The 24870-nt window shown below is 70.2% G+C and carries 19 protein-coding genes; 13 read left to right on the top strand and 6 right to left on the bottom strand.

Annotated elements, in window-relative coordinates; genetic code table 11:
* Window positions 1–322: 322 nt before the first annotated feature.
* Window positions 323–3106, bottom strand: a complete 2784-nt coding sequence (locus F4553_RS23905) for a helix-turn-helix transcriptional regulator (RefSeq protein WP_184839462.1) — start codon at window positions 3104–3106, stop codon at window positions 323–325.
* Window positions 3107–3308: 202 nt separating this feature from the next.
* Between F4553_RS23905 and F4553_RS23900 the strand changes: the two genes are divergently transcribed.
* From F4553_RS23900 to F4553_RS23890, 3 genes are all read left to right on the top strand, one after another.
* Window positions 3309–4700 (top strand): hypothetical protein, encoded by a 1392-nt coding sequence (locus F4553_RS23900; protein ID WP_184839460.1) that lies wholly within the window; start codon window positions 3309–3311, stop codon window positions 4698–4700.
* Window positions 4701–4926: 226 nt separating this feature from the next.
* On the top strand, window positions 4927–6642 hold the full coding sequence (locus tag F4553_RS23895) for an FHA domain-containing protein (protein WP_184839458.1): 1716 nt from the start codon (window positions 4927–4929) through the stop codon (window positions 6640–6642).
* Window positions 6639–8225: a serine/threonine-protein kinase gene (locus F4553_RS23890; RefSeq protein WP_184839456.1), complete on the top strand. Its 1587-nt coding sequence runs from the start codon at window positions 6639–6641 to the stop codon at window positions 8223–8225. The genes F4553_RS23895 and F4553_RS23890 overlap by 4 nt, the downstream gene beginning before the upstream one ends.
* Window positions 8226–8295: 70 nt before the next feature.
* Here F4553_RS23890 and F4553_RS23885 read toward each other — a convergent pair whose 3' ends face one another.
* On the bottom strand, window positions 8296–9183 hold the full coding sequence (locus F4553_RS23885) for a type IV toxin-antitoxin system AbiEi family antitoxin (RefSeq protein WP_184839454.1): 888 nt from the start codon (window positions 9181–9183) through the stop codon (window positions 8296–8298).
* A gap of 121 nt (window positions 9184–9304) precedes the next feature.
* Here F4553_RS23885 and F4553_RS23880 point away from each other — a divergent pair, with 121 nt between their 5' ends.
* Window positions 9305–10783 carry a protein kinase family protein gene (locus F4553_RS23880; RefSeq protein ID WP_184839452.1) on the top strand — a complete coding sequence of 493 codons (1479 nt, stop codon included), beginning with the start codon at window positions 9305–9307 and terminating at the stop codon, window positions 10781–10783.
* A gap of 1 nt (window position 10784) precedes the next feature.
* Here the strand turns inward: F4553_RS23880 and F4553_RS23875 are convergent, their stop codons facing one another.
* The gene (locus tag F4553_RS23875; protein ID WP_184839450.1) at window positions 10785–11267 is read right to left on the bottom strand and encodes a type III secretion system chaperone family protein; all 483 of its coding nucleotides are present in this window, start codon (window positions 11265–11267) and stop codon (window positions 10785–10787) included.
* The gene (mshA, locus tag F4553_RS23870) at window positions 11264–12601 is read right to left on the bottom strand and encodes a D-inositol-3-phosphate glycosyltransferase (RefSeq protein WP_184839448.1); all 1338 of its coding nucleotides are present in this window, start codon (window positions 12599–12601) and stop codon (window positions 11264–11266) included. Before mshA ends, F4553_RS23875 begins: the two co-directional genes overlap by 4 nt.
* A gap of 97 nt (window positions 12602–12698) precedes the next feature.
* Between mshA and F4553_RS23865 the strand changes: the two genes are divergently transcribed.
* Both F4553_RS23865 and F4553_RS23860 read left to right on the top strand, forming a co-directional pair.
* Window positions 12699–13457: an SDR family oxidoreductase gene (locus F4553_RS23865; RefSeq protein WP_184839446.1), complete on the top strand. Its 759-nt coding sequence runs from the start codon at window positions 12699–12701 to the stop codon at window positions 13455–13457.
* Window positions 13454–14263 carry a class I SAM-dependent methyltransferase gene (locus F4553_RS23860; protein ID WP_184839444.1) on the top strand — a complete coding sequence of 270 codons (810 nt, stop codon included), beginning with the start codon at window positions 13454–13456 and terminating at the stop codon, window positions 14261–14263. Before F4553_RS23865 ends, F4553_RS23860 begins: the two co-directional genes overlap by 4 nt.
* On the opposite strand, the gene F4553_RS23855 is transcribed toward F4553_RS23860, so the two are convergent.
* Both F4553_RS23855 and F4553_RS23850 read right to left on the bottom strand, forming a co-directional pair.
* A complete protein-coding gene (locus F4553_RS23855) occupies window positions 14151–15803 on the bottom strand; it encodes a GEVED domain-containing protein (RefSeq protein WP_184839442.1) in 1653 nt (550 codons plus the stop codon). The two genes, F4553_RS23860 and F4553_RS23855, sit on opposite strands and share 113 nt — an antisense overlap.
* Window positions 15800–17650 (bottom strand): DUF6923 family protein, encoded by a 1851-nt coding sequence (locus tag F4553_RS23850; protein ID WP_184839440.1) that lies wholly within the window; start codon window positions 17648–17650, stop codon window positions 15800–15802. Before F4553_RS23850 ends, F4553_RS23855 begins: the two co-directional genes overlap by 4 nt.
* A 196-nt stretch (window positions 17651–17846) precedes the next feature.
* Here F4553_RS23850 and F4553_RS23845 point away from each other — a divergent pair, with 196 nt between their 5' ends.
* The 7 genes from F4553_RS23845 (at window position 17847) to F4553_RS23815 (ending at window position 24845) form a co-directional block, all read left to right on the top strand.
* Window positions 17847–18626 carry a maleylpyruvate isomerase family mycothiol-dependent enzyme gene (locus F4553_RS23845; RefSeq protein WP_184839438.1) on the top strand — a complete coding sequence of 260 codons (780 nt, stop codon included), beginning with the start codon at window positions 17847–17849 and terminating at the stop codon, window positions 18624–18626.
* A gap of 204 nt (window positions 18627–18830) precedes the next feature.
* Entirely contained in the window at window positions 18831–20108 is a 1278-nt protein-coding gene (locus tag F4553_RS23840; protein WP_184839436.1) for an extracellular solute-binding protein, read from the top strand.
* Window positions 20109–20208: 100 nt separating this feature from the next.
* A complete protein-coding gene (locus F4553_RS23835) occupies window positions 20209–21120 on the top strand; it encodes a carbohydrate ABC transporter permease (RefSeq protein WP_184839434.1) in 912 nt (303 codons plus the stop codon).
* A complete protein-coding gene (locus tag F4553_RS23830; protein WP_184839432.1) occupies window positions 21117–21935 on the top strand; it encodes a carbohydrate ABC transporter permease in 819 nt (272 codons plus the stop codon). The genes F4553_RS23835 and F4553_RS23830 overlap by 4 nt, the downstream gene beginning before the upstream one ends.
* Window positions 21932–23299, top strand: coding sequence for a GH1 family beta-glucosidase (locus tag F4553_RS23825; protein ID WP_184839430.1), 1368 nt, complete (start codon window positions 21932–21934; stop codon window positions 23297–23299). The genes F4553_RS23830 and F4553_RS23825 overlap by 4 nt, the downstream gene beginning before the upstream one ends.
* 8 nt (window positions 23300–23307) lie before the next feature.
* Entirely contained in the window at window positions 23308–24315 is a 1008-nt protein-coding gene (locus tag F4553_RS23820; RefSeq protein ID WP_184841143.1) for a LacI family DNA-binding transcriptional regulator, read from the top strand.
* 62 nt (window positions 24316–24377) lie between these two features.
* Window positions 24378–24845 carry a hypothetical protein gene (locus F4553_RS23815; RefSeq protein ID WP_184839428.1) on the top strand — a complete coding sequence of 156 codons (468 nt, stop codon included), beginning with the start codon at window positions 24378–24380 and terminating at the stop codon, window positions 24843–24845.
* The last annotated feature ends 25 nt before the right edge of the window (window positions 24846–24870 follow it).

The following is a 24870-nucleotide window of genomic DNA, read 5'->3' as shown; positions in this document are numbered from 1 at the left end:
GTGCACACACGCCGAGCGACAACGCCGCATGTCGGAAGCTGGGCCACGCCCGAACAGTGCCGGGGCTAGCTGGTGACGCTCACCCCCGTTAGCGTCACCAGCTAGCTCGCCGGTCTTCAGGTGGCGGCCGTCCCCCAACGGCGTAGTGCCACCCATCCCCCGGCACCTCGCTCGGCGCCAGAGTCGAAACAGATCGACCCGGCGAACCCCCGGTCTGCACAAGCGAGGTGCTTGCTGAATACGTTACGCGGCAACAACTTCGAGCGTCCACCGATTTCAGTGTCTCGACCGTCACATTTAGTAACGCTGACAACACGGATCGTCAGGTGCCCCCTGAGCTGGGCAAACCTTCCGAAATCCGCGTGATCAGCTCGACTCGATTCCGGACGCCGAATTTCCGATAGATGTTCGCAAGGTGGGTTTCGACCGTTCTCTCGCCGATCACCAGTCGCTCCGCGATCTCCTTCGCCGAGGCTCCGGCGACCGCGAGCTCCAGAACGTCCCGCTCCCGCCGCGTCAGCGACCCGGTCTCCGACGGCACCACCGTGTCGATCCGGGCGACGAGCCCCACCAGCCCTCGATCGGCCGCACCGACCCGAGCCGCCTTCAGCTCCTTCGCCGCGGCCTCGCCGTCACCCGAGGCGTTGCGAGCGAGCAGCCAGCGGGCCCGGGCCAGCCGCAGCCAGGGCAGCCACGGCGTCGAGCCGACCCCTCGACCGGCGATCTCCAGCTGCCGAGCCGCCTCCGGCAGGTCACCCGAGGCGGTCAGCAGTCGCGCCTGCGCGAGCGCGACCGGACCGGCGCTGGCGACAGCCGGGCCGACCACCACCCACGCCTTGGCATCGACCGAGCCCCCCGCCCTTCCTGCGCCACCCGACTCTGCTGAGCCGAGCGCCGCGAGCAGCACCGGCACCGGTCCGGGCTCGCCGACGAGGAGCACCGCCTCGCTGAGCAGCAGCGCGGTCCACGAATCGATCCCCTCGGGCGCGCCGAGCACCTCGTCCATCAGCGCGGACGCGAGCTCGGACTGCCCCTCGGCCGCCGCGGTCCAGGCGGCTGCGGCCGAGACCCACCACGGCTGCGGTGCGGCGATCCGGCTCAGAGCCGCCGACACCTCCCCCGGCACCCCCACGACCAGGGCGATCGCGGCGAGCTGAGCGGCGTAGGCGAGGTCAGCGGCGCCCGACCCGGCCCAGGCACCGGCCTCCCGGGCCCCGGCGGCCTGGTCGGCGGCCTCGCCGACCCGGCCCGCGAGCAGGCTGCGGTGTGCCGCGGCGAGCCCGGCCGACCAGGCGACACCGGAGAGCCCGGCGACGACCGCGAGCTGGCGGTCGGCGGCGGCGACCTCCCCGACACCGAGAAGCAGCGCAGCCGCGCTCTGGTGTGCCCGGGCCAGCAGTCCGCGCTCGCCGAGCACGCCCGCCTCGCGAATCGCCTGCCGGTGCTCGGCGAGCCCGACCCCGCCCGAGGCGAGCAGCGCCTCCGCCATGGCTCGCGGATCGGCACACTCGCGGGCGGCCGAGAGGGCATCGGCGGCGAGCCGGACCGCCTCGCCGCTGGGAGCGAGTTCGATGGCGAGCCTGGCCCGCAGCCGGGCCACGGTGGAGAGGTCGGCGCCGCCATCTCCGTTGAGCGCGGCGAGCGCCTCCATCAGGGCCGACCGGCGATCCGGATCGGGTGGTGCCGCGGTCGCGTCCCGGCCGGGGCGGGAACCGTAGCCCAGCGCCGCCGCCGCGAGCAGCATCGAGTCGCCGGAGTGCCGCGCCTGCCTCGCCGCCGCGGCCAGCGCCTCCCGGCCCGCCGTTCGGTAGGTGTCGACGACATCACCGGTGGAGCGGGCGGCGAGGGCGAGATGTGCCGAGCCCAGCGCGACGTAGAGCCGCCCGAGCAGGCCCGGCTGCCACTGGGCGCGGGCGGCGAGGTCGCACGCGACGGCGTACCCGGCGATGGCTTCTTCGAAGTCCTCGGCGCTCGCCGCCGCCTGCGCGGACGCGACCGCCGCGGCGATCGCGCGGTCGAGCCGCTCGGCGCCGCCGAGGACGGTGGCCTGGACCAGGTGGTGGGTGAGCTCGCCGACCGTGGGTGCGCGTTCGCCGACCCGGGCGCCGAGGCCGATCAGCGAGTCGGCGACCGCCTCATGGATCGCGGCGGCCGTGGCGAGACCGAGCGAGTCGTAACAGATCTCCCTGGTCAGAGCGGTGGTGAAGGCGAAGACCTGCTCCGGGAGAACCCGCAGCAGGCCCGCCTCCACCGCCTCGTCGAGGGCGACCAGCGCGCCGTCGCCGATCACCGGCTCGACGATCGACAGGTCGAATTCGCGGCCGACGACGGCGGCGATGCCGAGCGCCCGGTGCGCGGCGACCGAGAGCCCGGCGAGACGCGCCGCGGTCTCGGCGGCGAGCGCGTCCGGCCAGCGCAGCGTGACCCGGCGCCGACCGTCGTCACCGGGGCGCACCTGGCCGGCGATGGCGGAGAGCACGGCCGGCGCGCCGTCGGTCCGGCGCCAGAGCTGGTGCGCGAGCTGGGCCGGGATCGGGTGTCCGACCAGCTCGGTGAGGAGTTCGGCGACCTCGTCGGTGTCGAGCCCGCGCAGCCAGAGCCGGTGCACGGCGGGCCCGGTCGGCAGGTCGGCGTCGTCATCGGGTCGGACGACGGCGATGAGCAGCACCGGGACGGCCGGGGCGCGGTCGGCGAGCTCGGCGAGCAGCCCCATGGTGGCGTCATCGGCGCGGTGGAGGTCGTCGAGGAAGCCGACGAGCGGCCCGGACGTCGCGACGGCACCGGCGAGTGCCGCGACGAGCCGCCGCTCCATGGCCCAGATCGTCTCCTCGGCGGCGGGCTCGCCGGGCTCGCCCAGTTCGTCCAAGAATCGATGCCAGGTACGCAGTGGCGGGCCGCCGGGACGCCGAGGAGCCGTCGCGCGAACCACCCGGGTGTCAGCACGGCGGAGGAACTCGTCGACGAGCCCGCTGGCGCCCGCGCCGGGTGCGGCGAGGATCAGCACGACCCGTAGCCGCCCAGCGGCGATCGTCGCCTCGGCATGCGCGACCAGCGCAGCCAGCTCTGCCGTCCGTCCCACGAACGCCATCTCCACCCCCCAGCCCATCCGGCCGCAGGGTACGTCGTCCGCGCACGTCATGCATCCCAGACGTGCTACGGAGACCGGTACGGAGACCGTCAGTCCGCACAAAGTTCAGTACTGGACCCGATGGGCGGGAGTCCGCAACCGCCCTACCTTGAGTGCATCGCAAGACGCACTCAGAGAAAGGACCCCAGCTATGTCCCAGTTCCGCGATGTTATCGCGCGAATGGCAGTGGATGCGGAGTTCGCCAGGTACGCGCGTTCCCACCCGGACGAGGTGGCGGCGCAGTTCGGTCTGACCCCGGACGAGGCCGACAAGCTGCGCGGTCTCGCTGACGCGTCGGCTGCGAGCGGACCGCAGGCACTCGGCGCACGCCTCTCCAAGAGCGGCATCACCCCCGGCCTCAGCGGCCTGCTGATCCAGGACCTCGGCGGTCACCCCACCCCGGACCTCGTTCAGCTGGAGACGCCGGAGGTGCACCACATCGTGCACCCGCTGCCGGACCTCACCCCGCACGGCGACGACTCCCCGCCGCCGTTGCCGCCGCCGCCCCCGCCGCCCGGTGACGATCTGCCGGGTGACCTGCTCCCGATCCCGAAGGAGATCCACGAGCTGCCCGACTTCCCGGAGCTCCCGGATCTTCCCGACGAGACCCCCGGCGGACTGCCGCCGCTGCCGGACGGCGTACTGCACGAGATCCCGGACCTGCACGTCATCGACGAGCTCCCGGACACCGACCCGGTCCCGCCGCCGCCCCCCGGTGGGCTGCCCGACCTCGGCCTGATCGAGATCCCCGGCCTGCACGTCATCGACCCGACCCCCGACGTCGACCCGACGCCGCCGCCCGTGGTCGACTTCCCGGGTTTCCCGGACTTCCCGGGCAACCTCCTCGGCGACAACGACGGCGACGGCATCCCCAACTACCTTGACCCGACGCCCGACGGCGACCCGGCCCCGCCGGACCTGCCCGACTTCCCGGACGTGCCCGGCTTCCCCGGACTGCCCGGCCTGCCCGATCTCGGCGACTACTTCGGCGACAACGACGGCGACGGGACCCCCAACTACCTGGACCCGACGCCCGACGGCCCGAAGCTGCACCTGCCCGACGGCATCTTCGACCCGGACTTCGACCCGCCCGTCTTCGACCCGCCGGGCGGATTCGACCCGGGCGACATCATCGGCCCCGGCGACGTGCTCGACCCCGGTGGCCCGCTCGGCGACCCGCCGCTGCCCGGCAGCGACCCGGCACCGCCGGTCGTCGACCCCGCTCCCCCGGTCGTCGACCCGACCCCGACCCCGCCCGCATCCGGCGGCGGTGGCGGCGGTGGCGGTGGCGGCACAGGTGGCGGCGCGGACGACCCGGCGCCGATCGACATCGTCGAGGCCCTCCCGCCGGTCGCGGACCTGACCGTGGACGGCGCACCGACCGACGGTGCTCCGGCACCGGCACCCCTACCGACGCCCGCACCCGTGGACGCCTCGGACGGCATCGGCACCCAGGAGATCATCATCGGCGCAGCCGGCCTCGCGGCCGGTGTGGTCACCGGTGGCGTCGCCGGCGGAGTCGCCGGCGCCATGCTCAGCAACAAGGACAAGAAGGAAGGCGAGACGGCATGAACATCAACGCAGCCTCTTGGATCGGCCCCGGCCTGATCTCCCAGCCATCCAACTGATTCCCCCAGCCGCTCCGGGGAGGTGTTCCCCCGTCGCCTCCCCGGAGCCCCCTATTCAGCCAGGCAAGACTGCCTGATCGGCGATCGGCCGCCACCGATCCAGGCAGTAGCATCCGCACCGCCAGACCCGCCACGAAAGGCCACCGGAGATGTTGTGCCACGCCTGTCACGTGCACCTGCGCCGGGACTACCCCTACTGCCTGACCTGCGGCACGTTGCGCAAGGGCGCTGAGGTCGCCAGCTTCGCGGCACCCGAGCTTCGGCGGGGCGACCAGGTCTTTCCGCTGGTCAAGCCGGTCACCACGATCGGGCGTACCAATGACAACGATCTGGTCCTGGACGATCCGAGCGTGAGCCGCCGGCACGCGCGCATCGTGCGCGGACCCGGCGGTTTCGCCATCGAGGACCTGAACTCCTTCAACGGCACGACGGTCGCGGGACGCACCCTGCACGGCGACATCGCCACGCTCCCCGACGAGACCGAGATCTACATCGGAGACATCGGGGTCCGGTTCGCGCAGCCGCGCAGCGCCGCGGTCGGTTCCAAGACCATGATCAAGGGTACGGAGCACACGATGCTCGCCGCGAGCCAGCGCGTCGAGGAGGCGGCGACCGCCGGCGGACCCCTCTCGGCGAGGCCGCAGCGCCGTTCCGGATGGGCCCTCAAGCAGGTGGCCACGACCCGCGACGTCGAGCAGTGGGTGCTGCGCAACACCCGCACCGACCAGTACCTCCAGCTCGACGACCGCGACGTCTTCCTGTGGAACGCCCTCGACGGCGTCAACACCATCCGCGACCTGCTCTTCCTCTACGCCGAGAAGTACGGCGAGTTGGCGCTGCCGCGGATCGAGAAGACGCTGCACACCTTCGCGCAGCTCGAACTCGTCCGGGGCCTGCACGGCCAGCGCGACCCGGAGAAGCCGCCGCTGCTCAAGAAGATCGGCCGCACCCTGCTGAAGTGGCTGCTCCGGATGGAGCTCTCGGTCAAGGGCCTCGACGGCCTCTTCACCAGGATGTACCGCTCGTTCGGCTGGTGGTTCTTCACCGGGACCGGCGTCTTCCTGCTGTGGGTGCTCATCCTCGCCGGGCTCTGGGGCTTCTTCCACGCCCTCGGCCACCAGCGGCTCTTCAACACCGGCGGCGCCGGGATCTGGGGCGTGGCGGCGGCGCTCGGCGGCTACCTCTTCGCCCTCGCGGTGCACGAGTCGGCGCACGCGCTCGCGGTGAAGTCCTATGGCCGCAAGGTGACCCGGGGCGGGTTCATGCTGATGATGGGCATGCCGTTCGCCTTCGTCGACACCAGCGACATGTGGTTCGGCACCCGGTGGTCGCGGATCGTCGTGGCGCTGTCCGGTCCACTCTCGACAGCCGCGGTCGCCGGCAGCGCGTCACTGATCGCCGCGTACGTGCCGAATCCGGTGGTCTCCGGCATCGCCTTCCAGCTCGCCTTCGGGCTCTACATCAACACGCTCTACAACTTCAACCCGCTGATGCCGCTCGACGGCTACCAGGCGCTCGCCGACGCGCTGCACCAGCCGCGCCTGCGCGAGGAGGCCTCGGCCTACTTCACCAAGGGTGTCTGGGCCGACCTCAAGGCCGGTCGCCGCCCCGGGTTCAAGCAGTGGGGACTCGCCGCTTACGGCATGGCCGCCGTGCTCGGAATGGGCGCATTCCTGACCTTCGCCCTGATCACCTGGCAGAACCGGCTCGGTGACCTCGCCAAGGAGCATCTGCCGCCCGGCACCACGATCCCCGTCGTTATCCTCGGGGTCGGCATCATCATGTTCCCCATCTGGTTCCGCGTCTACCGCGCAATCTCGCAGTGGGTCACACGGACCATCCTCCGACGCAGTGGTCGGCAGAGCAAGGAAGGCGCGACGGCATGAGTAACTGGATCGTCCCGGGGTACACCGAGATCCGGGAACTGGGCCGCGGAGCGTCCGGCCGGGTCGTACTCGCAACGCATGACCAGACCGGCGTACCGGTGGCGATCAAATACCTCGCCGACAACCTGCGCGGTGACCACAACTTCATCCGCGAGTTCCGGGCCGAGGCGCGCATCCTCGCCGAGGTCGAGAACCCCTACGTCGCCCGGCTCTACGAATACGTCGAGGGCGGCGGCGGTGCCGCGATCGTGATGGAGCTCGTCGACGGCGTCTCCATGCGGGCGATGCTGCGCGAGCAGGGCCCCACCGAGGCGGAGGCGGCACTGCTCGTCCTCAAAGGATCGTTACTCGGCCTCGCCGCCACGCACGCCTACGGCGTCGTGCACCGCGACTACAAGCCGGAAAATGTCCTCGTCGACGGGCAGGGGCAGAGCAAACTCGCCGACTTCGGCATCGCGGTCCGCGCCGGCCGCCAGGGCGTTCTGGCCGGTACGCCCAGCTACATGGCCCCGGAGCAGTGGGCCGGTGGCACGGCGACCCCGCAGACCGACATCTACGCCGCGACCGCGACCTTCTACGAGTGCCTCGTCGGCAAGCCCCCCTTCTCGGCCCCCGGCGACCTCGCCGCCCTGCGCCGCCAGCACGAGGAGGCGCCGATCCCGGTCGACGCCGCCCCCGAGGCGCTGCGCGGCCTGATCCGCCGGGGCATGGCGAAGAACCCGGCGCACCGCCCGAAGGACGCGACCACGTTCCTGCAGGAGCTCGAGACGATCGCCGGCGGGGCCTACGGACCCGAGTGGGAGGAGGACGGCCGCAAGAAGCTCGCGCGCCGCGCCCTGCTGCTCGCGCTGCTCTTCCCGCTCGTGCTCTCCCAGATGGGCGGCACCGCGGTCGCCTCCAGCGGCGTCGGCACCGGCATGTCGACGCTGAAGAAGGCCCTGATCGCGGGCGGCACGACGCTCATCCTGGCGATCACCGCGGCGGTCGGCTACACGGCGTTCAGCGGACCGACCGTGCCGATCGCCGTCGTCACCTCGCCGTCGCCGGTCATCCCGGAGTCGCTGTCGCCCACTCCGGAGGAGTCGCTCTCCCCGTCGCCCTCGCCGTCGGAGTCCCCGTCGCCGTCGCCCTCCGCGTCGAAGTCGCCGAAGCCCAGCAAGTCCCCGAAGCCCTCACCGTCGCTCTCACCGTCGCCGAAGCCGACCTTCACGCTGCTGAACGTCAACGTCGACTACACGAGCTACACCTGCGGCGCCGGGCGGTGTGCCGGGCTCGTCTGGATCGCCAACGGCCGCTACCAGGGCAAGGGCAGCGGGATCCTGCACGTGCGCTACTACCCCTCGGCGGACGGTGTGAAGCCGGTCGGCCGGACCCCCAGCGGCAGCTGGAACGTGCCGTTCAACCTCACCGAGGAGGGCGGCAGCGTGCAGTGGATCGACAGCGCCCACCAGGTCCAGGACTTCGGCAAGGCCTGCGCCAACCAGGCACACGTCCTCGTCTCCGCCTGGATCACGGTCGACAACGTCAGGGTCTTCACGGCAAAGGTCAGCCCGTACCCGTACAGCTGCATCGTCATCGGCTGACCCACCGCCCACGTCATCTAGGGTCACGTCATGGCTGTCTCGAAGTCGGTGAGACAGCCATGACGTGGCCCTAGATGCGTCGTCGGCGCAGTGCGGCTCGGATCTGGGTGATCAGGTTGTCCGGATAGCGGAGAATGTCGTCGGCGGTGAAGCGGAGGACCGTCCAGCCGAGCAGGCGCATGCGGTTCAGCCGCTCGATGTCCGAGCGGAAGACGTCGCGGTGCCGGTGGTGGTCGCCCTCGTACTCCAGCGCCAGCAGGCAGTCCGGGTAGGCGAAGTCGACCCTCGCGATGAAGCGCTTGCCGCTGTAGACCTTGTACTGGGAGAACGGCATCGGCAGGTCCGAGTCGGCGATCAGCAGCCGGGTGCGGGTCTCCATCGGCGACTCCGACAGCGGATCAGCTCGGAACAACGCGGTTCGGGCGGCCTTCACCCCGGGCCAGGATGGTCGAGCATCCAGGTAGTCGGCGAGGCGGGCCTGGTTGATCCGCTGCTTCTTGAGGAAGGTGTCGAGCACGATCACCGCCTCCGTGGGCGGCAGTTCCCTGGCCAGGTCGAACGCTGTCCGCAGGGCCGACGTGACGGGAAAGCCCAGCGGGGACACGATGTCGGAGGGCGGGAGGGCGCCACGGCGTACCTCGATGCCGGGTTGGACCCTCATGTTCTGACCGCGCGGGACGATCACCGTGACATCGCCGACGGGCAGCGGGGTGACGCCCCACACATGCGCGGCGCTGAGACCCGCCACCGCCGCACCGGGCGGCAGGAGGAGCGCGGCCGCCTCGCAGCTCACTCGATGATCAATCGCGATCTCCTCGTGGACATAGACATCACGGTAGAGCCGCCGCCAGGCAGAACTCCGCAGCATCCCGCGCGTGAGCAAGCCCCGGGCGATCGCGTCGCTGCCACGGAAGGGTGCGACCGCCAGCTCGCGGGGGGTCAACGGCGGGGTGGGCATCTATATATGCTCGCATCGACCGGCGGCCGCTGACCGATCGCCGACACGTTCGGCCCCTACCACCGCCACAGCGTGGCCGGTATGGTGACGCCGATCTAGGCGACAGGGGGAGGAGCGCACGATGAGCGTAGGTGCGTGGGGCACGTCGTCCACAACCGACGGTCGGAAGGTCGGCGCACTCGCGCTGCCCGCCACCGACCAGCCCACGATGGCGCGCGTGGTGGCACTCGTCAACCGCGTCCGTACGCTCAACCTGCCCGGCGTCCTGCGCATCGCCGACCTCGTCTCGCACCAGGGCAAGGCGTGGCTCGTCACCGCCTCGCCCGCGTCCCCGTCGCTCGCCACGCTGGCGGGCCGGTTGACGCCGGCCGCCGCCGCGACGATCGCCGCCGACACGGGTCAGACGCTGCGCCAGCTGCACGCCGCCAACATCGTGCACGGCGCGCTCGACTCCTCGACGGTGATCATCAGCGCGGCGGGTGCCGCCCAGCTCAACGAGGTCGGCCTCGCCGCGGCGCTCGCCGACCGGACGGTCGACCCGAAGGAAGACATCACCGCCTGGGCCGCGCTCATCAAGCAGCTCGTTCCCGGCAACGCCACGCTAGACACGGTGGCGGCCGCCTCCGCCGCGGGGCTGGAGACGGCGCTGCGCGTGCTCGCGGCGACCGCGACCGATGTGCCCGGCTTCGGTGATCGCGCCACGCTCACGGCCCTGCTGACGGCCGCCGCTCCGGCGGTGACCGCGGCCGCTGCCGCTGCGCCCAAGGTCGCCGAGGCGCCGCTCTCGGAGTCGACCACGCTGCTGCCCGCCCCGGACCAGTCCGCGCCCGCTGCACCCGCCGCGCCCGCGCACCCGCCGGCCGCCGACCCGTGGGGTGCGCACACCCCGGTCTCCGCACCACCGCAGGCCGCACCACCGCAGGCTGCGACGACGCCGGCCACCGCGCCGATGCCCGCCATCCCGGCGACCGCACCGCAGCCGCCGCAGTTCGCCGCAGCGCCGCAGTACTCCGCGCCGCCCGCACCCGGTGCCCCGAACGCCGAGGCGACCCGGCTCGGCCAGCGCCAGCCGCCGCCGCAGCCCGCACCGGAGCTGCGCTTCGGCAAGGGCGTGCCGTCCCAGCCGCCGTCGGTGCCGCAGTGGACCCCGCCGGCGCCGCCGGTCAAGCGCAGACGCGGCATCCTCAAGACGCTCAGCGCCGTCTTCAGCGCGATGCTCACGCTCGCCGTCATCGTGGTCGTCGGCATCGTCCTCTGGGACCGGTTCGCACCCAACCCGATCGTGATCAACTCGGTCGGGGTCGCGGACGCCACCGCAGCGCCCTGCAGCGGGCTCGTCGACGTCGTCGGGGTCGTCAAGACCAACAGCGCCGGTGGCAGCTTCAAATATCAGTGGGTCAAGTTCGACGGCAAGGCCGCACCGCAGGTCCTCGACCCGCTGGAGCAGAGCGTCGAGGAGGGCCAGGCGGAGGTCAAGGTCCACCTGCAGTGGACTTTCTCCGGCAAGGGCACCGCGCAGCCCACCGCGACCGCGACCCTGCGGATCATCTCCCCCACGGTGCACGAGGCGACCGGAAAGGTCTCTTACACCTGCAAGTGACTCACTCGATGAGGTGGGTGAAGGCCCGGAGGTTGTCGGTCGGCTCGCCGCGGCTGATCCGCCACGCCCACTCGCGCCGGATCGCCTCGGCGAAACCGAGCTCCAGCAGCGCGTCGAAGGACTCGTCGGCATAGGTGAGCACCGACCCGAGCAGCCGGTCCAGCTCGTCGGGGGTCACCGCATGCAGGGGTACGCGACCCGTCAGGTAGATGTCGCCGGCCGTGTCGATGGAGAAGGCGACGCCGTAGAGGCGGGCGTTGCGCCGCAGCAACCACGCCCAGACATCCTCGTGGCGCTCGTCGGGATGGCGCATCACGAACGCCTCGACGCGCAGCGCGTGCTCGCCCACGACCAGGTTGACCGTGGTCTTGAGCTTGTGCGCACCGGGCAGCACGACGACGAACGACGTCTCGCCGGTGCGATCGAGGTCGAGCTCCGCGCAGTGCTCCTCGATCAGCCGCGAGACCTCCTCGCGCAGGCTCACCAGGTGGCCGTGAGCGCGAGCTGACGGGTGCGGTGGACGCGATGTTCGGTCATTGCCTCACGGTAGACGTCGAGGAGCCCGTTCGCCGTGCGAGCCCACGAAAACTGCTTCGCGTGCTCGACGGCACCCTCGGCGAGCTCCTCCAGAGTGGCCGGGCTGCGCAGCAGGCGGTGCAGCATCCTCGCCCACTCCTGCGGCGCGTGGCCCTCGACGAGGACACCGCTGATGCCGTCGCGCACGGCGGTGACGAGGCCGCCGACGGCTGCGGCGACCACCGGCGTACCGGCGGCCTGGGCTTCGAGCGCGACGAGGCCGAAGGACTCGTTGTGAGAGGGCACAGCGACCAGGTCGGAGGCGCGGAAGACCGCGACGAGATCGTCACCGGCCTGCGGCGGCAGGAAGCGGACGGACGCGGCGACGCCGAGCGACTCGGCGAGCTCGATCAGCGAGGTCGGCCGATCGAGGCCGCTGCCGCTGGGTCCGCCGACGATGACGACGGTGGTCTGCGCGGCGACCTCGGGGTCGCGGTCGACCAGTTCGGCGAGCGCGCTGATCAGCACGTCCGGGGCCTTGAGCGGCTGGATGCGCCCGACGAAGGTGACGATGTGCCCGCGCTCGGGCAGGCCCAGGCGGCGGCGCGCGTCGAGCCTGGACATCGTCGGGCGGAAGCGGTCGAGATCGACGCCCGGCTCGACGACGCTGACCCGGTCGAGCGGGGCGTCGTAGAGGTCGATCAGCTCGCGGGCCTCGGTCGGCGTGTTGGCGATGAGGCGGTCCGCCTCGGCGACGACCTGCTCCTCGCCGATGACCCTCGCCATCGGCTCGCGGCGGTCGCCGGAGGCGAGCTGGAGGTTCTTGACCTTGGCGAGGGTGTGCGCGGTGTGCACCAGCGGCACGCCCCAGCGCTGCTTGGCGAGCCAGCCGACCTGGCCGGAGAGCCAGTAGTGCGAGTGCAGCAGGTCATAGAAGCCCGGCGGCCGGGACGCCTCGGCCCGCATCACGCCGTGGGTGAAGGCGCAGAGCTGGGCGGGCAGGTCCTCCTTGGCGAGCCCTTCGAACGGGCCCGCGCTCACGTGCCGGACGGTGACGCCCGGGGCGAGCTCGACGCAGGACGGCACGGCACTCGAGGTCGCCCGGGTGAAGATGTCGACCTCGACGCCGGCCTCCGCGAGCCGCTTCGACACCTCGACGATATAGACGTTCATGCCGCCGGCGTCACCCGTGCCCGGCTGATGCAAAGGGGACGTATGCACGGATAGCGTAGCTATCCGGCGCGGCAGATCGACAAGTCGGGGGGCGGTCACGTGGCTGACAACGCTGGGCACACCGTTCATAATTCCGACACACCCCCGTTCCATCCCATCTCGGTGAGCGATATCACCCGCCATGGCTGAGGCCGACGGTGCGGGGCGGTAAGGAATGATCGTGAGTATGTCGAAGTCACCCGTCGCCGTCGTCACCGGAGCGAGCAGCGGAATCGGGGCGGCCACCGCCCGCCGCCTCGCCGCCGAGGGGTTCCACGTCATCGCCGCGGCTCGCCGCCTGGACCGGCTGGACTCGCTCGTCACCGAGATCCGCCAGGCCGGTGGTGAGGCGACCGCAGTCGCCTGCGACGTGACGGACGACGCCTCGGTGGCGGCGCTGGCGGGAGCCCTCACCAGGCCCCTGTCCCTGCTCGTCAACAACGCGGGCGGCGCGCACGGCGCGGACGCGGTCGAGGCGGGTTCGATCGAGGACTGGCAGTGGATGTACGACGTGAACGTCCTCGGCACCCTCCGCGTGACGAAGGCGCTCGTCGGTTCCCTGGAGGAGAGCGGCGCGGGCACGATCGTCAACATCGTCTCGACAGCCGGACACGTCGTCTACGAGGGCGGCGGCGGATACGCGGCGGCGAAGCACGCGCAGCACGCCCTCACCGGCACCCTGCGCCTGGAGCTCTGCGGCCGGCCGATCCGGGTGATCGAGATCGAGCCGGGCATGGTGAAGACCGACGAGTTCGCGGTCAACCGCTTCGGCGGCGACGCGGACCGGGCGGCCGGCATCTACGCCGGTGTCGCGGAGCCGCTGCTCGCCGAGGATGTCGCGGACTGCGTGGCCTGGGTGGCGACCCGCCCGCAGCACGTCAACGTGGACCGGCTCGTGGTGCGGCCGGTGGCCCAGGCCGCGCAGCACAAGGTCCACCGGGGGTGACCCGGCAGGGCGCCCGGCCCGACGGCGTCGTCACCCGCGGCACCACCAACCCCAACCGGCTGCGCCGGATCGACAACTGGATCGGCTGGTGGTGCGGTGCCGCGCTCGCCGCCGCCGCGGAGCCGCTCGTCGTCGACCTCGGCTACGGTGCGACGCCGGTCACCGCCATCGAGCTGCGGGAGCGGCTGGCGCGGGTGCGGCCGGACGTACGCGTCGTGGGGCTGGAGATCGACCCGGATCGCGTACGCACGGCTCAACCCGCCGCCGATCCACCCTGGCTGGAGTTCCGCCGGGGCGGGTTCGAGCTGGCCGGGCTGCGGCCGACCGTCGTGCGGGCCCTCAACGTGCTCCGCCAGTACGACGAGTCAGCGGTCGCCCCCGCCTGGACCAGGCTCACAGCGGGGCTGCAGCCGGGCGGCTGGCTGGTCGAGGGCACCTGCGACGAGCTGGGCAGGCTGGGCTGCTGGGCGACGCTCCGGGCAGGCGACCCGGCTCCCGTCGCGTTGACCCTGGCGGCGAAGCTGAGCACCCTCGACACCCCGATGACGATCGCGGAGCGGCTGCCGAAGGCGCTGATCCACCGCAACGTGCCGGGCGAGCCGATTCACGAGCTGCTCGCGGCGCTGGACGAGGCCTGGCAGCACGCTGCCGGGGTCGCGGTGTTCGGACCCCGGCAGCGGTGGATCGCAGCCGTCAGCTACCTGCGGCAGCGTGGGTGGCGGACGCTTGACGGCCCCAGACGATGGCGCCTCGGCGAGTTGACCGTCCCGTGGCCACCAGACCCGCACCACCGGCGAGGAGCATGAGCCCCCAGGCGACGAGCGGCACGGAGTGGTTGCCGGAGTTGGGCAGCATGCCGTCGAGCTTGACCTTGTGGTCCTCGATCTCGCCGCCGTTGATGAACTCGGCGCCGGTCGGCTGCGGGTCGACCACGGCCCGGCCGAGCGTTCCGGGGTAGAGGCGCAGCCGCAGGAAGGTGTCGCCCTTCTTGCCGGAGCCGGTCCACGTGAGGTCGGCGCTGGTGGCTCCGGACGCGACGGTGGCCGTGGCGCGCTCGTCGGCGTCGAAGCTGCCGTTCATGTCGAGGTCGAGCCAGCCCGCGAGGACGGCCGGCTGCCCGGTCGTGTTCGTGACCGGCACGGTGAGCGACGGCTGGTAGACGTCGATCAGGGTGCCCGCCGGTACGCCGTCCTCGTCGTTGATCGGCAGGTTCTTGTCGTCGCCGTCGGCCTTGGGACCGGGCAGGCCGTCGAGGTCGGCGTCGATCTTCGAACCGATGAGCAGCTTCTTGGTCGGCGAATCCACCGTGGTCAGGATGTGACCGGGACCCTCGTTGAGGTTGAGGGTCTTGTAACTGTCGGGAGCGTCACCGAAATCCGTCGCGAGCAGGCAGTCCGCGCCATCGTTGATCAGCAGCGGAGCGCCGGGCGTGTACGCCGTGACGACCATCGGCGACAGGCCGTAGCGGATGCCGAAGGTCTGGCTGCGCGCACCGGGCAGGCCCTTGGCGAGCAGGCGGTCGACGTCGTTGTTGGAGACGTAGACCGTCTGGCTGTCGCCCTCCTCGACGTAGACGGCGCCGTAGTTGTTGCCGTCGGGCAGCTTCGACGAGAGGTCCTGCATGATCTCGACGTGGCCGGTGGCCGGGTCGACCGAGACCAGCAGCCGCTTGCCCGCGGCTCCCTTGCCGTCCATCGCGAGCGAGATCAGCTTGCCGGTGGACGGGTCGAAGTCCCAGTCGCCGATCTCCAGATAGGGCAGGCCCGACGTGGTGAGGTCGAGCACCTTGCGGCTCTGCACCTGGGCGAAGGTCGCCGACGCCGGGTCGATGTCGACGACGATCAGCTCGTTCGCCGGCACCTTGGTGTGCAGGTAGAGCTTGTTGTCGAAGACCGCACCCGTGTTGGTGGTGAGCGCCGTGGGCGCCGGTGCGGCACCGTCGAGCAGCGGTCCGCCCTCGGTGGTGTTGCCCGCGGAGTCGATCCGCACGAGCGTGTCGAGCACCGGGTCGGCGGTGCGCATGCCCCAGAAGACGAGCTGGTCCTCGGAGTAGCCGAACGCGTTGGTGTCGGAGCCGATCGACTTGATCTTCACGAAGGTCGACGTGTTGAGGTCGAAGTACCCCAGCTCGGACTGCTGCCCCGGTTTTGTCTGGAGCTGGTAGCCCAGGTTGGGACAACCCGCGAAGGGGGCGGTCGGCGGCGGGATCACCGGCGCCGCGAAGGCGGGGGCGGCGAGACCCATCCCCGCCGCGGCGATGGCGGCGGTGACGACGGCATGGGCAGCAACGTTCCTAGCAAGGCGCACGTTGTAGGCAACGAACGAATTGTCCGATTTGATACTCATTCCTTTCCTGCAATCTCACCAATTGCCTCGTCACGGCGCCGACGGCCGAGCAGCCACGCCAGCCCGAAGATCGAACCCCCGAAACCGACCAACCCCAAACCCAGTCGGAGGTACGCCGAAACGGGGTCGCCCGTCGCCGCCAGCACGTCATCGGCGGTCTCGCCGTCGCCATCCGCGTCGACCGTCGTGGCACCGGGAACCGCCGGGTTGGCGACCGGCTGAGCGACCGGAACCGGGTTGCCGTCGACCGGCGGGGCCGCGGGCGGGACCGCGAGCAGCGTGGTGAGCATGATCCGGTGGTCCTCGACCTCGCCGCCGTCGACATACCCGCCCGGCACCGGGTTCGCCACCGTGGCGGGCATGATGCGCAGCCGCAGGAAGGTCGGCGTCACCGCCGCCTTGAGCTGCAGATTCGCGGAGCTGTGCCCGCCGGTGACTCCCCCGCCGGTCGACGTGCCGCCGCCGGTCGGGGGGCGATCCGGGGTCGGTGACGGGCCGGCGGTCGGCGTTCCGTAACCCGCGTGGGCGAGCCGCCGGGCACCGGTGGTCTTCCGGGCCGCACTGCGCTGGGCGGGCCAGGTGAGGGTCGCCGAGGTGCCGCCCGACGCGACGGTCGCGGTGGCCCGCTCGGCGGCGTCGAAGGTGCCATTGCCGTTGAAGTCGATCCACCCGGCCACGACGGCGGCGGCGCCGGTGGTGTTGACGACGCTGATGCTGATCTTCGGTGCGTTCCGGTCGATCGTCGCCCCCGCCGCCACGCCGTCCTCATCGGTCACCGGCAGGTTCTTGTCGTCGCTGTCGGCGTCGGCGCTCGGGAAGCCGTCGAGGTCGCTGTCGAGCCCGCTGCCGATCGCCAGCTTGCTGCCGCGCTGGAGGTAGCTGCTCAGCACGTGTCCCGGCCCACCCGCCCGGTCTCCGGTGAGGTAGGAGGCGGGCGCGTCGCTGAAGTCCGTGGCGATGAGGCAGTCGGCCCCGTCGTTGACCCGCAGCGCGGGCCCCTTGCCGAAGGCGGCCACGTGCACGGGGTTCGCGTCGGCCCGCAGCTCGAAGGTCTGGCTCTGCCCGCTCGTCACGCCGACGTTGTTGGCGCTGGTGTAAAAGGTGCTGTCGCCGTCCTCGGCGAAGAACGCCCCGTAGTTGTCGCTGTTGGGCAGATCGGCGGTGACCGTCGCGACGTCGGTGACCGCCCCGGTGGCGGGGTCGATCTTCACGAGCTCGCGCTTGGTGCTCATCAGCTCGATGCCGTAGAGCTTCCCGTCCACGTCGTTGACGTCCCAGTCGCCGAGGTTGAGATAGGCGAGCGACCCCGTCGTCCGCGACAGCGCGATCTCCCTCGTCACCGTGCCGAAGGTGGCGCTCGCCGGGTTGACGTCGATCTCGACGAGGTGGTTGGCGGGCTGGCGGGTGTGCACGACGAGTCGGTCGCCGATGACCGCACCGGCGAGCCCGTCGAAGCTCGTCGGGTCGCTCAACCCCACCGGTACGCCGTAGTCGTCGGTGTTGCCCGCGCTGTCGATCCGGACGAGCTTGTCCGGTCCGGGGTTGACCGAGCGCAGTGCCCAGAAGACCCGCTGCGACTCGTGGTACCCGATCGCGTTGGCGATCCATGGGAGCTGCTTGATCGGGATCAGTGCCGCCGTGGAGATGTCGTAGCGGTTGAGCGTAGAGCCGCCCGACCCCGCCCAGGTGAGCTGGAAACCCGCGTTGGGACACTCGGCGAAGGGCGCGATGGGCGGGGCGGGTGCCGCTGTCGCGGGTGCGGTGGCCGCCAGACCCGTCATCGCGAAGGTACTGGGTATGAGGGCGAGGGCCAGCGCGGCGACTCGGTGCGACACAATTCCTGACATAACCGGCATATTGTGGTGAGAAGCGGTAGAACCTCGGCAAGACACGCCGTGGCCTGGCTAATTGTGCTAATGCGATTGGCCTGGTCAGCAGCGGGGAATGAGGATGGCTCCGACGGTCGCGGAAGACAGGGCTGACGCCTGGCGCTTCGTCGACCTAGGGTGGTAGCCAGAGTTCGGCGACGAAGGTGGGCGTTCCATGGCCAGGCATCAGGGCACCAAGGAGTTCTGGCTCGCTGCGCTGCGCGTCGAGACAGCCGATCTGATCAGCACGGCGACCGAGGCGATCGAGTCCGGCAACGCCGGGACCCCGGTGCCGTCGTGTCCGGGGTGGACGATGCTCGACCTCGCGCACCACGCCGGCTCGGTCTGCCGGTGGATCAGCGACCACGCGGCGCGGGGCACGACATCGGCTCCCGACTACTTCGTGCGCGATCTGACGGACTTCCCGCCGCTCGACGAGACGCTCCCCTGGCTCGGCGAGCAGGTCTCGCGGCTGATCACCACACTCGATGGGCTCGACCCCGCCCTGCCCGCGTGGAACTGGGCGCCGCAGGCGAAGGTCGCCGGGTTCTGGCACCGGCGCGCGGCGCACGAGTTCTCGGTGCACCGCTGGGACGCGCAGATGGCGCTGGCCCGGGCCGAGCCGATCGAGGCGAGGCTCGCCGCCGACGGGGTGAGCGAGGTGCTCGACTCCTGGCTCCCGGCCGGCCGCGGGCGCAAGGGCCCCACCGACCGCTTCGGCGTCATCCGCCTCCTCGCCACCGATGTGGACCAGGAGTGGTTCCTGCGGCTGCGCGGCTCGGGTGTCGCGCTGATCGACACCGACACGATCCTCGACGCCGCCGAGCCGCACACGCGGGTCGAGGTGGCCGGGCTGGCGAGCGATCTCAACCTCGCGATCTGGGGGCGGGTCGGCTTCGACGTCGCCGAGATCTCGGGCGACGAGTCGTTGTTGGAGAGTCTCCGCGTCGGCTGAGCCGACTACTTCGGACATACCGATTTGATCTATGCGCGAGCGCACCCAGGGCGGGGAGCGCTCCCATGTGAGAGCGCTCTATCAGCGTTCGTAACACGGCGATAACAAGGCCTTGACACGCCCGTAGCGCAGGCGTCAGTCTTCCCTGCGAGCGCTGTGAGAGCGCTCTCACATGTTCACCCAACCCCTAGGAGGGTCGTCCCAATGCGCACCCTTTCCCGGCGTGCCGGGCTCGCCGCAGTGCTCGCCCTGAGCCTGCTCGGCGTCGTCGCGTGTTCGAAGGACTCGGACACCGGATCCAGCGATGAAAAGATCACTCTGAATGTCGGGCTCTTCGGCGACTTCGGCTTCCAGCCGCTCTACGAGGAGTTCAAGAAGACGCACCCCAACGTCGAGATCAAGGAGCGGATCGCCGACTTCGGGGCCCACCACCAGAACCTCGCCGCACACCTCGCGACCAACTCCGGCGCCGCCGACATCGAGGCTGTCGAGCTCGCCTACATCAGCCAGTTCACCTCTCAGCCCGGCAAGTTCCACAACCTGCTCGACCAGGGTGCCGGGAGCATGGAGAGCCAGTGGCTGCCGTGGAAGTGGCAGCAGGGCCTCTCCACCGACAAGAAGTCGCTGATCGGTCTCGGCACCGATGTCGGCGGCATGGCGATGTGCTACCGCACCGACCTGTTCGCCAAGGCGGGCCTGCCCACCGAGCGCGACAAGGTCTCGGCGCTGTGGCCCACCTGGCAGGAGTACGTCAACGTCGGCAAGACCTACCAGTCCAAGGCCGGTAAGGGCGCCTACTTCTTCGAGGCCTCCGGCAACATGTTCCGCGCCATGGTGGAGCAGGGCCAGACCGGCGTCTACGACAACAGCGACAAGATCATCGTGGGGGAGAACCCCGACGTCAAGAAGGCGTGGGACCTGACGGTCGACGCGATCAAGGCCGGCGAGTCCGCGAAGCTCGCCGCCTGGACGCCCGAGTGGACGGCCGCCTTCGGTAAGGGCACCTTCGCCACGATCGTCTGCCCCGCGTGGATGACCGCATACATCGAGGGCAACGCGAAGGACGCCGCGGGCAAGTGGGATGTCGCCACGGTCCCCGGCGGCAGCGGCAACATGGGCGGCTCGCACCTGGTGCTGCCGAAGCAGGGCAAGCACCCGAAGGAGGCGTACGAGCTGATCAAGTTCCTGACCAGCTCGGAGTCGCAGGCCGCGGTCTTCAAGAAGACGGGCAACTTCCCGTCGCTGCCCAAGCTCTACGACGACCCGTCGATCACGGGGTTCTCGAAGGCGTACTTCAACAACGCCCCGATCGGCAAGATTTTCTCGGACGCCGCCAAGGCGGTGCAGCCGCAGCACATGGGTCCCAAGACCGGTGACGTGATGACCGCGATCGGGCAGGGTCTCGGTCGGATCGAGCAGGGGCAACAGCAACCCGACGCGGCCTGGACACAGGTCCTGTCGGACGTGGCCAAGCTCCAGTAACCCGGTCCGAGTCACGGTTTGCAGCAAAGCGTGGCCATTTCGCTCCGCGAGGCCACGCTTTGCTGCAAACCGTGACGTGTTCCTGGAAGGAGGAACGCCCATGCGCGCGCGGTTCTACCGCTTCGATCAAGCCACGTCCCCGTACCTCTATATCTTGCCGTTCTTCGTGCTTTTTGGAATTTTCGGGCTCTACCCGCTGGGCTACACCGCGTGGGTTTCGCTGCACGACTGGAGCCTGCTCAGCGACGAGCACCCGTTCGTCGGGCTGAAGAACTACGGTGAGCTGCTCGCGGACCCCTACTTCTGGAACGCGCTGCGGAACACCATCTCGATCATGCTGCTCTCCACGGTCCCGCAGCTGATCTTCGCGATCCTGCTCGCCAACATGCTCAACCGGAAGATCCGGCTGCAGACCCTCTTCCGGCTGGGGATGCTGCTGCCCAACGTGACGAGCGTCGTCGCGGTGGCCGTCATCTTCAGCCAGCTCTTCGGCCGCGACTTCGGCCTGATCAACTGGATCCTGGAGACGCTCGGCCTCGGCCGCATCGACTGGCAGGCCGGTACGGCCAGCTCGCACATCGCCATCGCCGTGATGATCATCTGGCGGTGGACGGGCTACAACACCCTGATCTTCCTCGCCGCGATGCAGGCCGTACCGAAGGATCTCTACGAGGCCGCCACGCTCGACGGGGCCACGCCGATGCAGCAGCTGCGGCGGATCACCCTGCCGATGATCCGGCCGACCCTGATCTTCACGGTGATCATCTCGACGATCTACGGCATGCAGATCTTCGCCGAGCCGCAGGTCTTCGCCGGCTCCAACGCGGGCGCTCTCAGCGGCGGCAACGCCCGGCAGTTCCAGACCCTGACGCTCTATCTGGTGGAGAACGGCTTCTCCAAGGGCTTCGAGTTCGGCTACGCCTCGGCGGTCGCCTGGGTCATGTTCCTCATCATCATCGTTTTCGCGCTCATCAATTTCGTGCTGGTACGCCGGGTCAGGAGCGCGTCGTGAAATCCCTCGGCAAGGTCGGGCACCTGATCCTGCTCGGCGTACTGCTGCTGTCGATCTTCCCGATCTACTTCAGCTTCGTCGTCGCCAGCCAGGACAACTCGGCGCTGGGCAAGGTGCCGCCGCCGGTGCTCCCAGGCGCCAACATCCTCGACAACATCCAGCGGGTCTTCGACACGGTCCCCTTCGGCCAGGCGCTCATCAACTCGCTGCTCGTCTCGGCAGCGGTGAGCGTCAGCGTCGTGCTCTTCTCCACCCTCGCCGGGTTCGCCTTCGCGAAGCTGCGGTTCCGGGGACGGACCGCCGCGCTGGTGCTCGTCGTCGCCACGATGACCGTGCCGCCGCAGCTCGGGATCATCCCGCTCTACCTACTGATGATCAAGTTTGAGTGGACCGACTCGCTCGTCGCCGTCATCTTCCCGGCCCTGGTCAACGCGTTCGGCGTCTTCTTCATGACCCAGTTCCTCCGCGAAGCCCTCCCCACCGAGCTGCTGGAGGCGGGCCGGGTCGACGGCTGTGGCAACCACCGGCTCTTCTGGCACGTGGTGCTGCCCGCCGCACGACCGGCCGCGGCCGTGCTCGGCATGCTCACCTTCCTCGGCACGTGGAACGACTTCATCTGGCCGCTGCTCGTGCTGCAGTCGCCGGAGCAGCAGACCGCGCAGGTGGCGCTCTCCACGCTGCGCAGCGGATACGTCCAGGACTACTCGCTGGCGCTGACCGGCACGCTGCTCGCGACCGTGCCGCTGCTCGTCGTCTTCGGCCTGCTCGGCAAGCAGCTCATCGGCGGCATCATGCACGGGGCGGTGAAAGGTTGAGCCGCCCTCAGCACGACGTAGGGTTCCCGCCGGGATTTGTCTGGGGAGCCGCGACCGCCGCCTACCAGATCGAGGGGGCGGCTCGCGACGACGGGCGCGGGCCGTCCATCTGGGACACCTTCTGCCGCATGCCCGGCAAGGTCCACCGGGGGCACAGCGGTGACGTCGCCTGCGACCACTACCACCGGTTCGCCCAGGACGTGGCGCTCATGCGGGAGCTGGGGCTGCACACCTACCGGTTCTCCGTCGCCTGGCCGCGCATCCAGCCCGACGGGACCGGCCCGGCCAACCCGCGCGGGCTCGACTTCTACGACCGGCTCGTCGACGAGCTGCTCGCCAACGGGATCGACCCGATGGTGACGCTCTACCACTGGGACCTGCCGCAGCCGCTGGAGGACCGGGGCGGCTGGGCGAGCCGGGAGACGGCCTGGCACTTCGCCGATTACGCGAGCATCGTGCACACCCGGCTCGGCGACCGGATCGGTATGTGGACGACGCTCAACGAACCCTGGTGCGCCGCGTTCCTCGGCTACGCCAGCGGGGTGCACGCACCCGGGCGTGAGGACCCCGCCACCGCCTTCGCCGCCGCGCACCACCTGCTCCTCGCACACGGGCTCGCGACAGCGGCCCTGCGGTCGGCGGGCGCGGCGACGGTGGCACTCACCCTCAACCTCGCCCCGGTGGTCGCGACCGACGAACGTGTGGCGAGCGGCGAGGCGGCGTACCTCGTCGATGGGCTCTTGAACCGGCTCTTCCTGGAGCCGACGCTCGCCGGCGGCTACCCCGACGACATCTTGGCGGTCATGGAGAAGCACGGCGGCCTGGAGATGATCCGCCCCGGCGACCGGGAGGTGATCGGCGAGCCGATCGACCTGCTGGGGGTCAACTACTACAACCCCACCTTCGTCTACGCCGACCCGGCCGCCCCGGCCAACCCTGCGTTCCCGGGGAGCGAGGGGGTCGGCTTCGCGCCCGCGCCCGGTGCGGTCACCGGGATGGAGTGGCCGATCGAGCCGTGGGGCCTCACTGAGCTGCTGGAACGCCTCCATCGGGACTACTCCGGAACGCCGCTGCTGATCACCGAGAACGGCGCGGCGTTCGACGACACGCTGAGCGACGGCGTGGTCGACGATCAGGCTCGCCTCAGCTACCTGAACGGCCACCTACGTGCAGCGCACGACGCGATCTCCCGAGGTGTGGACCTTCGGGGCTATCTCGTATGGTCATTGCTGGACAACTTTGAGTGGGCCTACGGTTATGACAAGCGCTTCGGCATAGTTCACGTGGACTTCGCCACCCAGCGACGCACGCCGAAGGCGAGCGCCCTGTGGTACGCGAAGGTCATTGCGGAGAACGGGTTCTAACGATGGGAGTGGCGGTGGCCGGGCGACCGACTTTGGAACAGGTGGCCGAGCGGGCCGGGGTCTCCCGGGCCACCGTCTCTCGGGTGGTGAACGGCTCGCCCACCGTCGCGCCCACGATCAAGGAAGCCGTCGAGCGCGCCATCGCCGAGCTGGGCTACGTACCCAACCAGGCGGCGCGCAGCCTCGTCACTCAGCGAACCGATTCGATAGCCCTCGTGCTCTCCGAATCGGCGACCCGCGTCTTCTCCGACGAGGCGGTGCTCCCCGGCATCGTCCGCGGCGTCAGCCAGGAGCTCGACGCCGCCGACAAGCAGCTCGTGCTCATGCTCGCGGGGTCGATGGCCTCGCACGACCGCATCGAGCGCTACGCCATGAGCCGCCACGTCGACGGCGTCATCATCGCCTCGATGCACGGCGCCGACCCGCTCCCCAACAGCCTGCACCGGATGGGCATCCCGGTCCTGTGCGGCGGTCGCCCGCTCGGGCGCAGCCCGGTCCCCTATGTCGAGGTCGACAACGTCGGCGGGGCCAGGCTCGCCGTCCGCCACCTGGTGCAGTCGGGCCGCTCCCGGATCGCCACCATCGGCGGACCGCAGGACATGGTCGCCGGAATAGACCGCCTCAACGGTTACCGCGAGGAGCTGCGCGGATCCTCGCTGCGCTCCATCGTCGCGATCGGCGACTTCACCCGCGAGTCCGGCGCCGCCGCGATGCGCCAGCTCCTCGAGGACGACCCGCAGCTCGACGCGGTCTTCGTCGCCTCCGACCTGATGGCGCTCGGCGCGCTCAACGCACTCCAGGCCGCGGGACGCCGGGTCCCGGACGACGTCGCGCTGGTCGGTTTCGACGACATCGAAGCCGCCCGGTACGCCGACCCGGCCCTCACCACGATCCGGCAGCCGATAGTGGGTCAGGGGCGGGAGCTGGCACGTCAGCTGCTGCGTCTCGCCGGTGGTGAGGAGATCGCCCACTCCGTGGTGCTGCCCACGGAGCTGGTGACCCGCGCCTCCGCCTAAGGTTTGTGGGTCTCAATGAACTGCCTGGCTACGCAGGTGGCGACGGCACGGAGTCCTGTCCCGTGGAGAACACCTACTACATCAACACCCACCATCATGGATGGATCGCATCCACGGTCTATAGTGCATGGGTCGCCGGACCGGGAACGATCTCTTACACGGAGTCCAAGACCGCTTCGAATTCGACCACGTTCACCGTTACGGGCGGCGGCAGCATCACGGCGTTGCTCGCTCAGGCTCAGTACCAGCTGTCTGTCGCTTTCGCCACTTCAACGAGCGTCACCAAGTCATGGACTTACGCCAAGAACGTTCCTTCGGGCACCACCAAGAGGGCCGTGTTTTCTCACGACGGCGAGAAGATGACGGTGACGAAGTACGTTGAAAATGCCAACTGCACGACTACGCCCTATACAGACGGGGTCAGCTACGCCGTTTACCCGGGCACCGATCCAAATAACTACTGCTTGAGTCTCGATACATACCCTGCTACCTCATGGCAGCAGGCATCCGGCGGATGCTCCGACCACTAAGCCGCCCAGCGTCAAGGAATAAGAC

It is taken from the genome of Allocatelliglobosispora scoriae, from assembly GCF_014204945.1.
In the GTDB taxonomy this organism is placed as follows: Bacteria; Actinomycetota; Actinomycetes; order Mycobacteriales; family Micromonosporaceae; genus Allocatelliglobosispora; species Allocatelliglobosispora scoriae.
The sequence above is the reverse complement of the archived record's forward strand: the minus strand, read 5'-3'. Positions and strand labels throughout refer to the sequence as shown.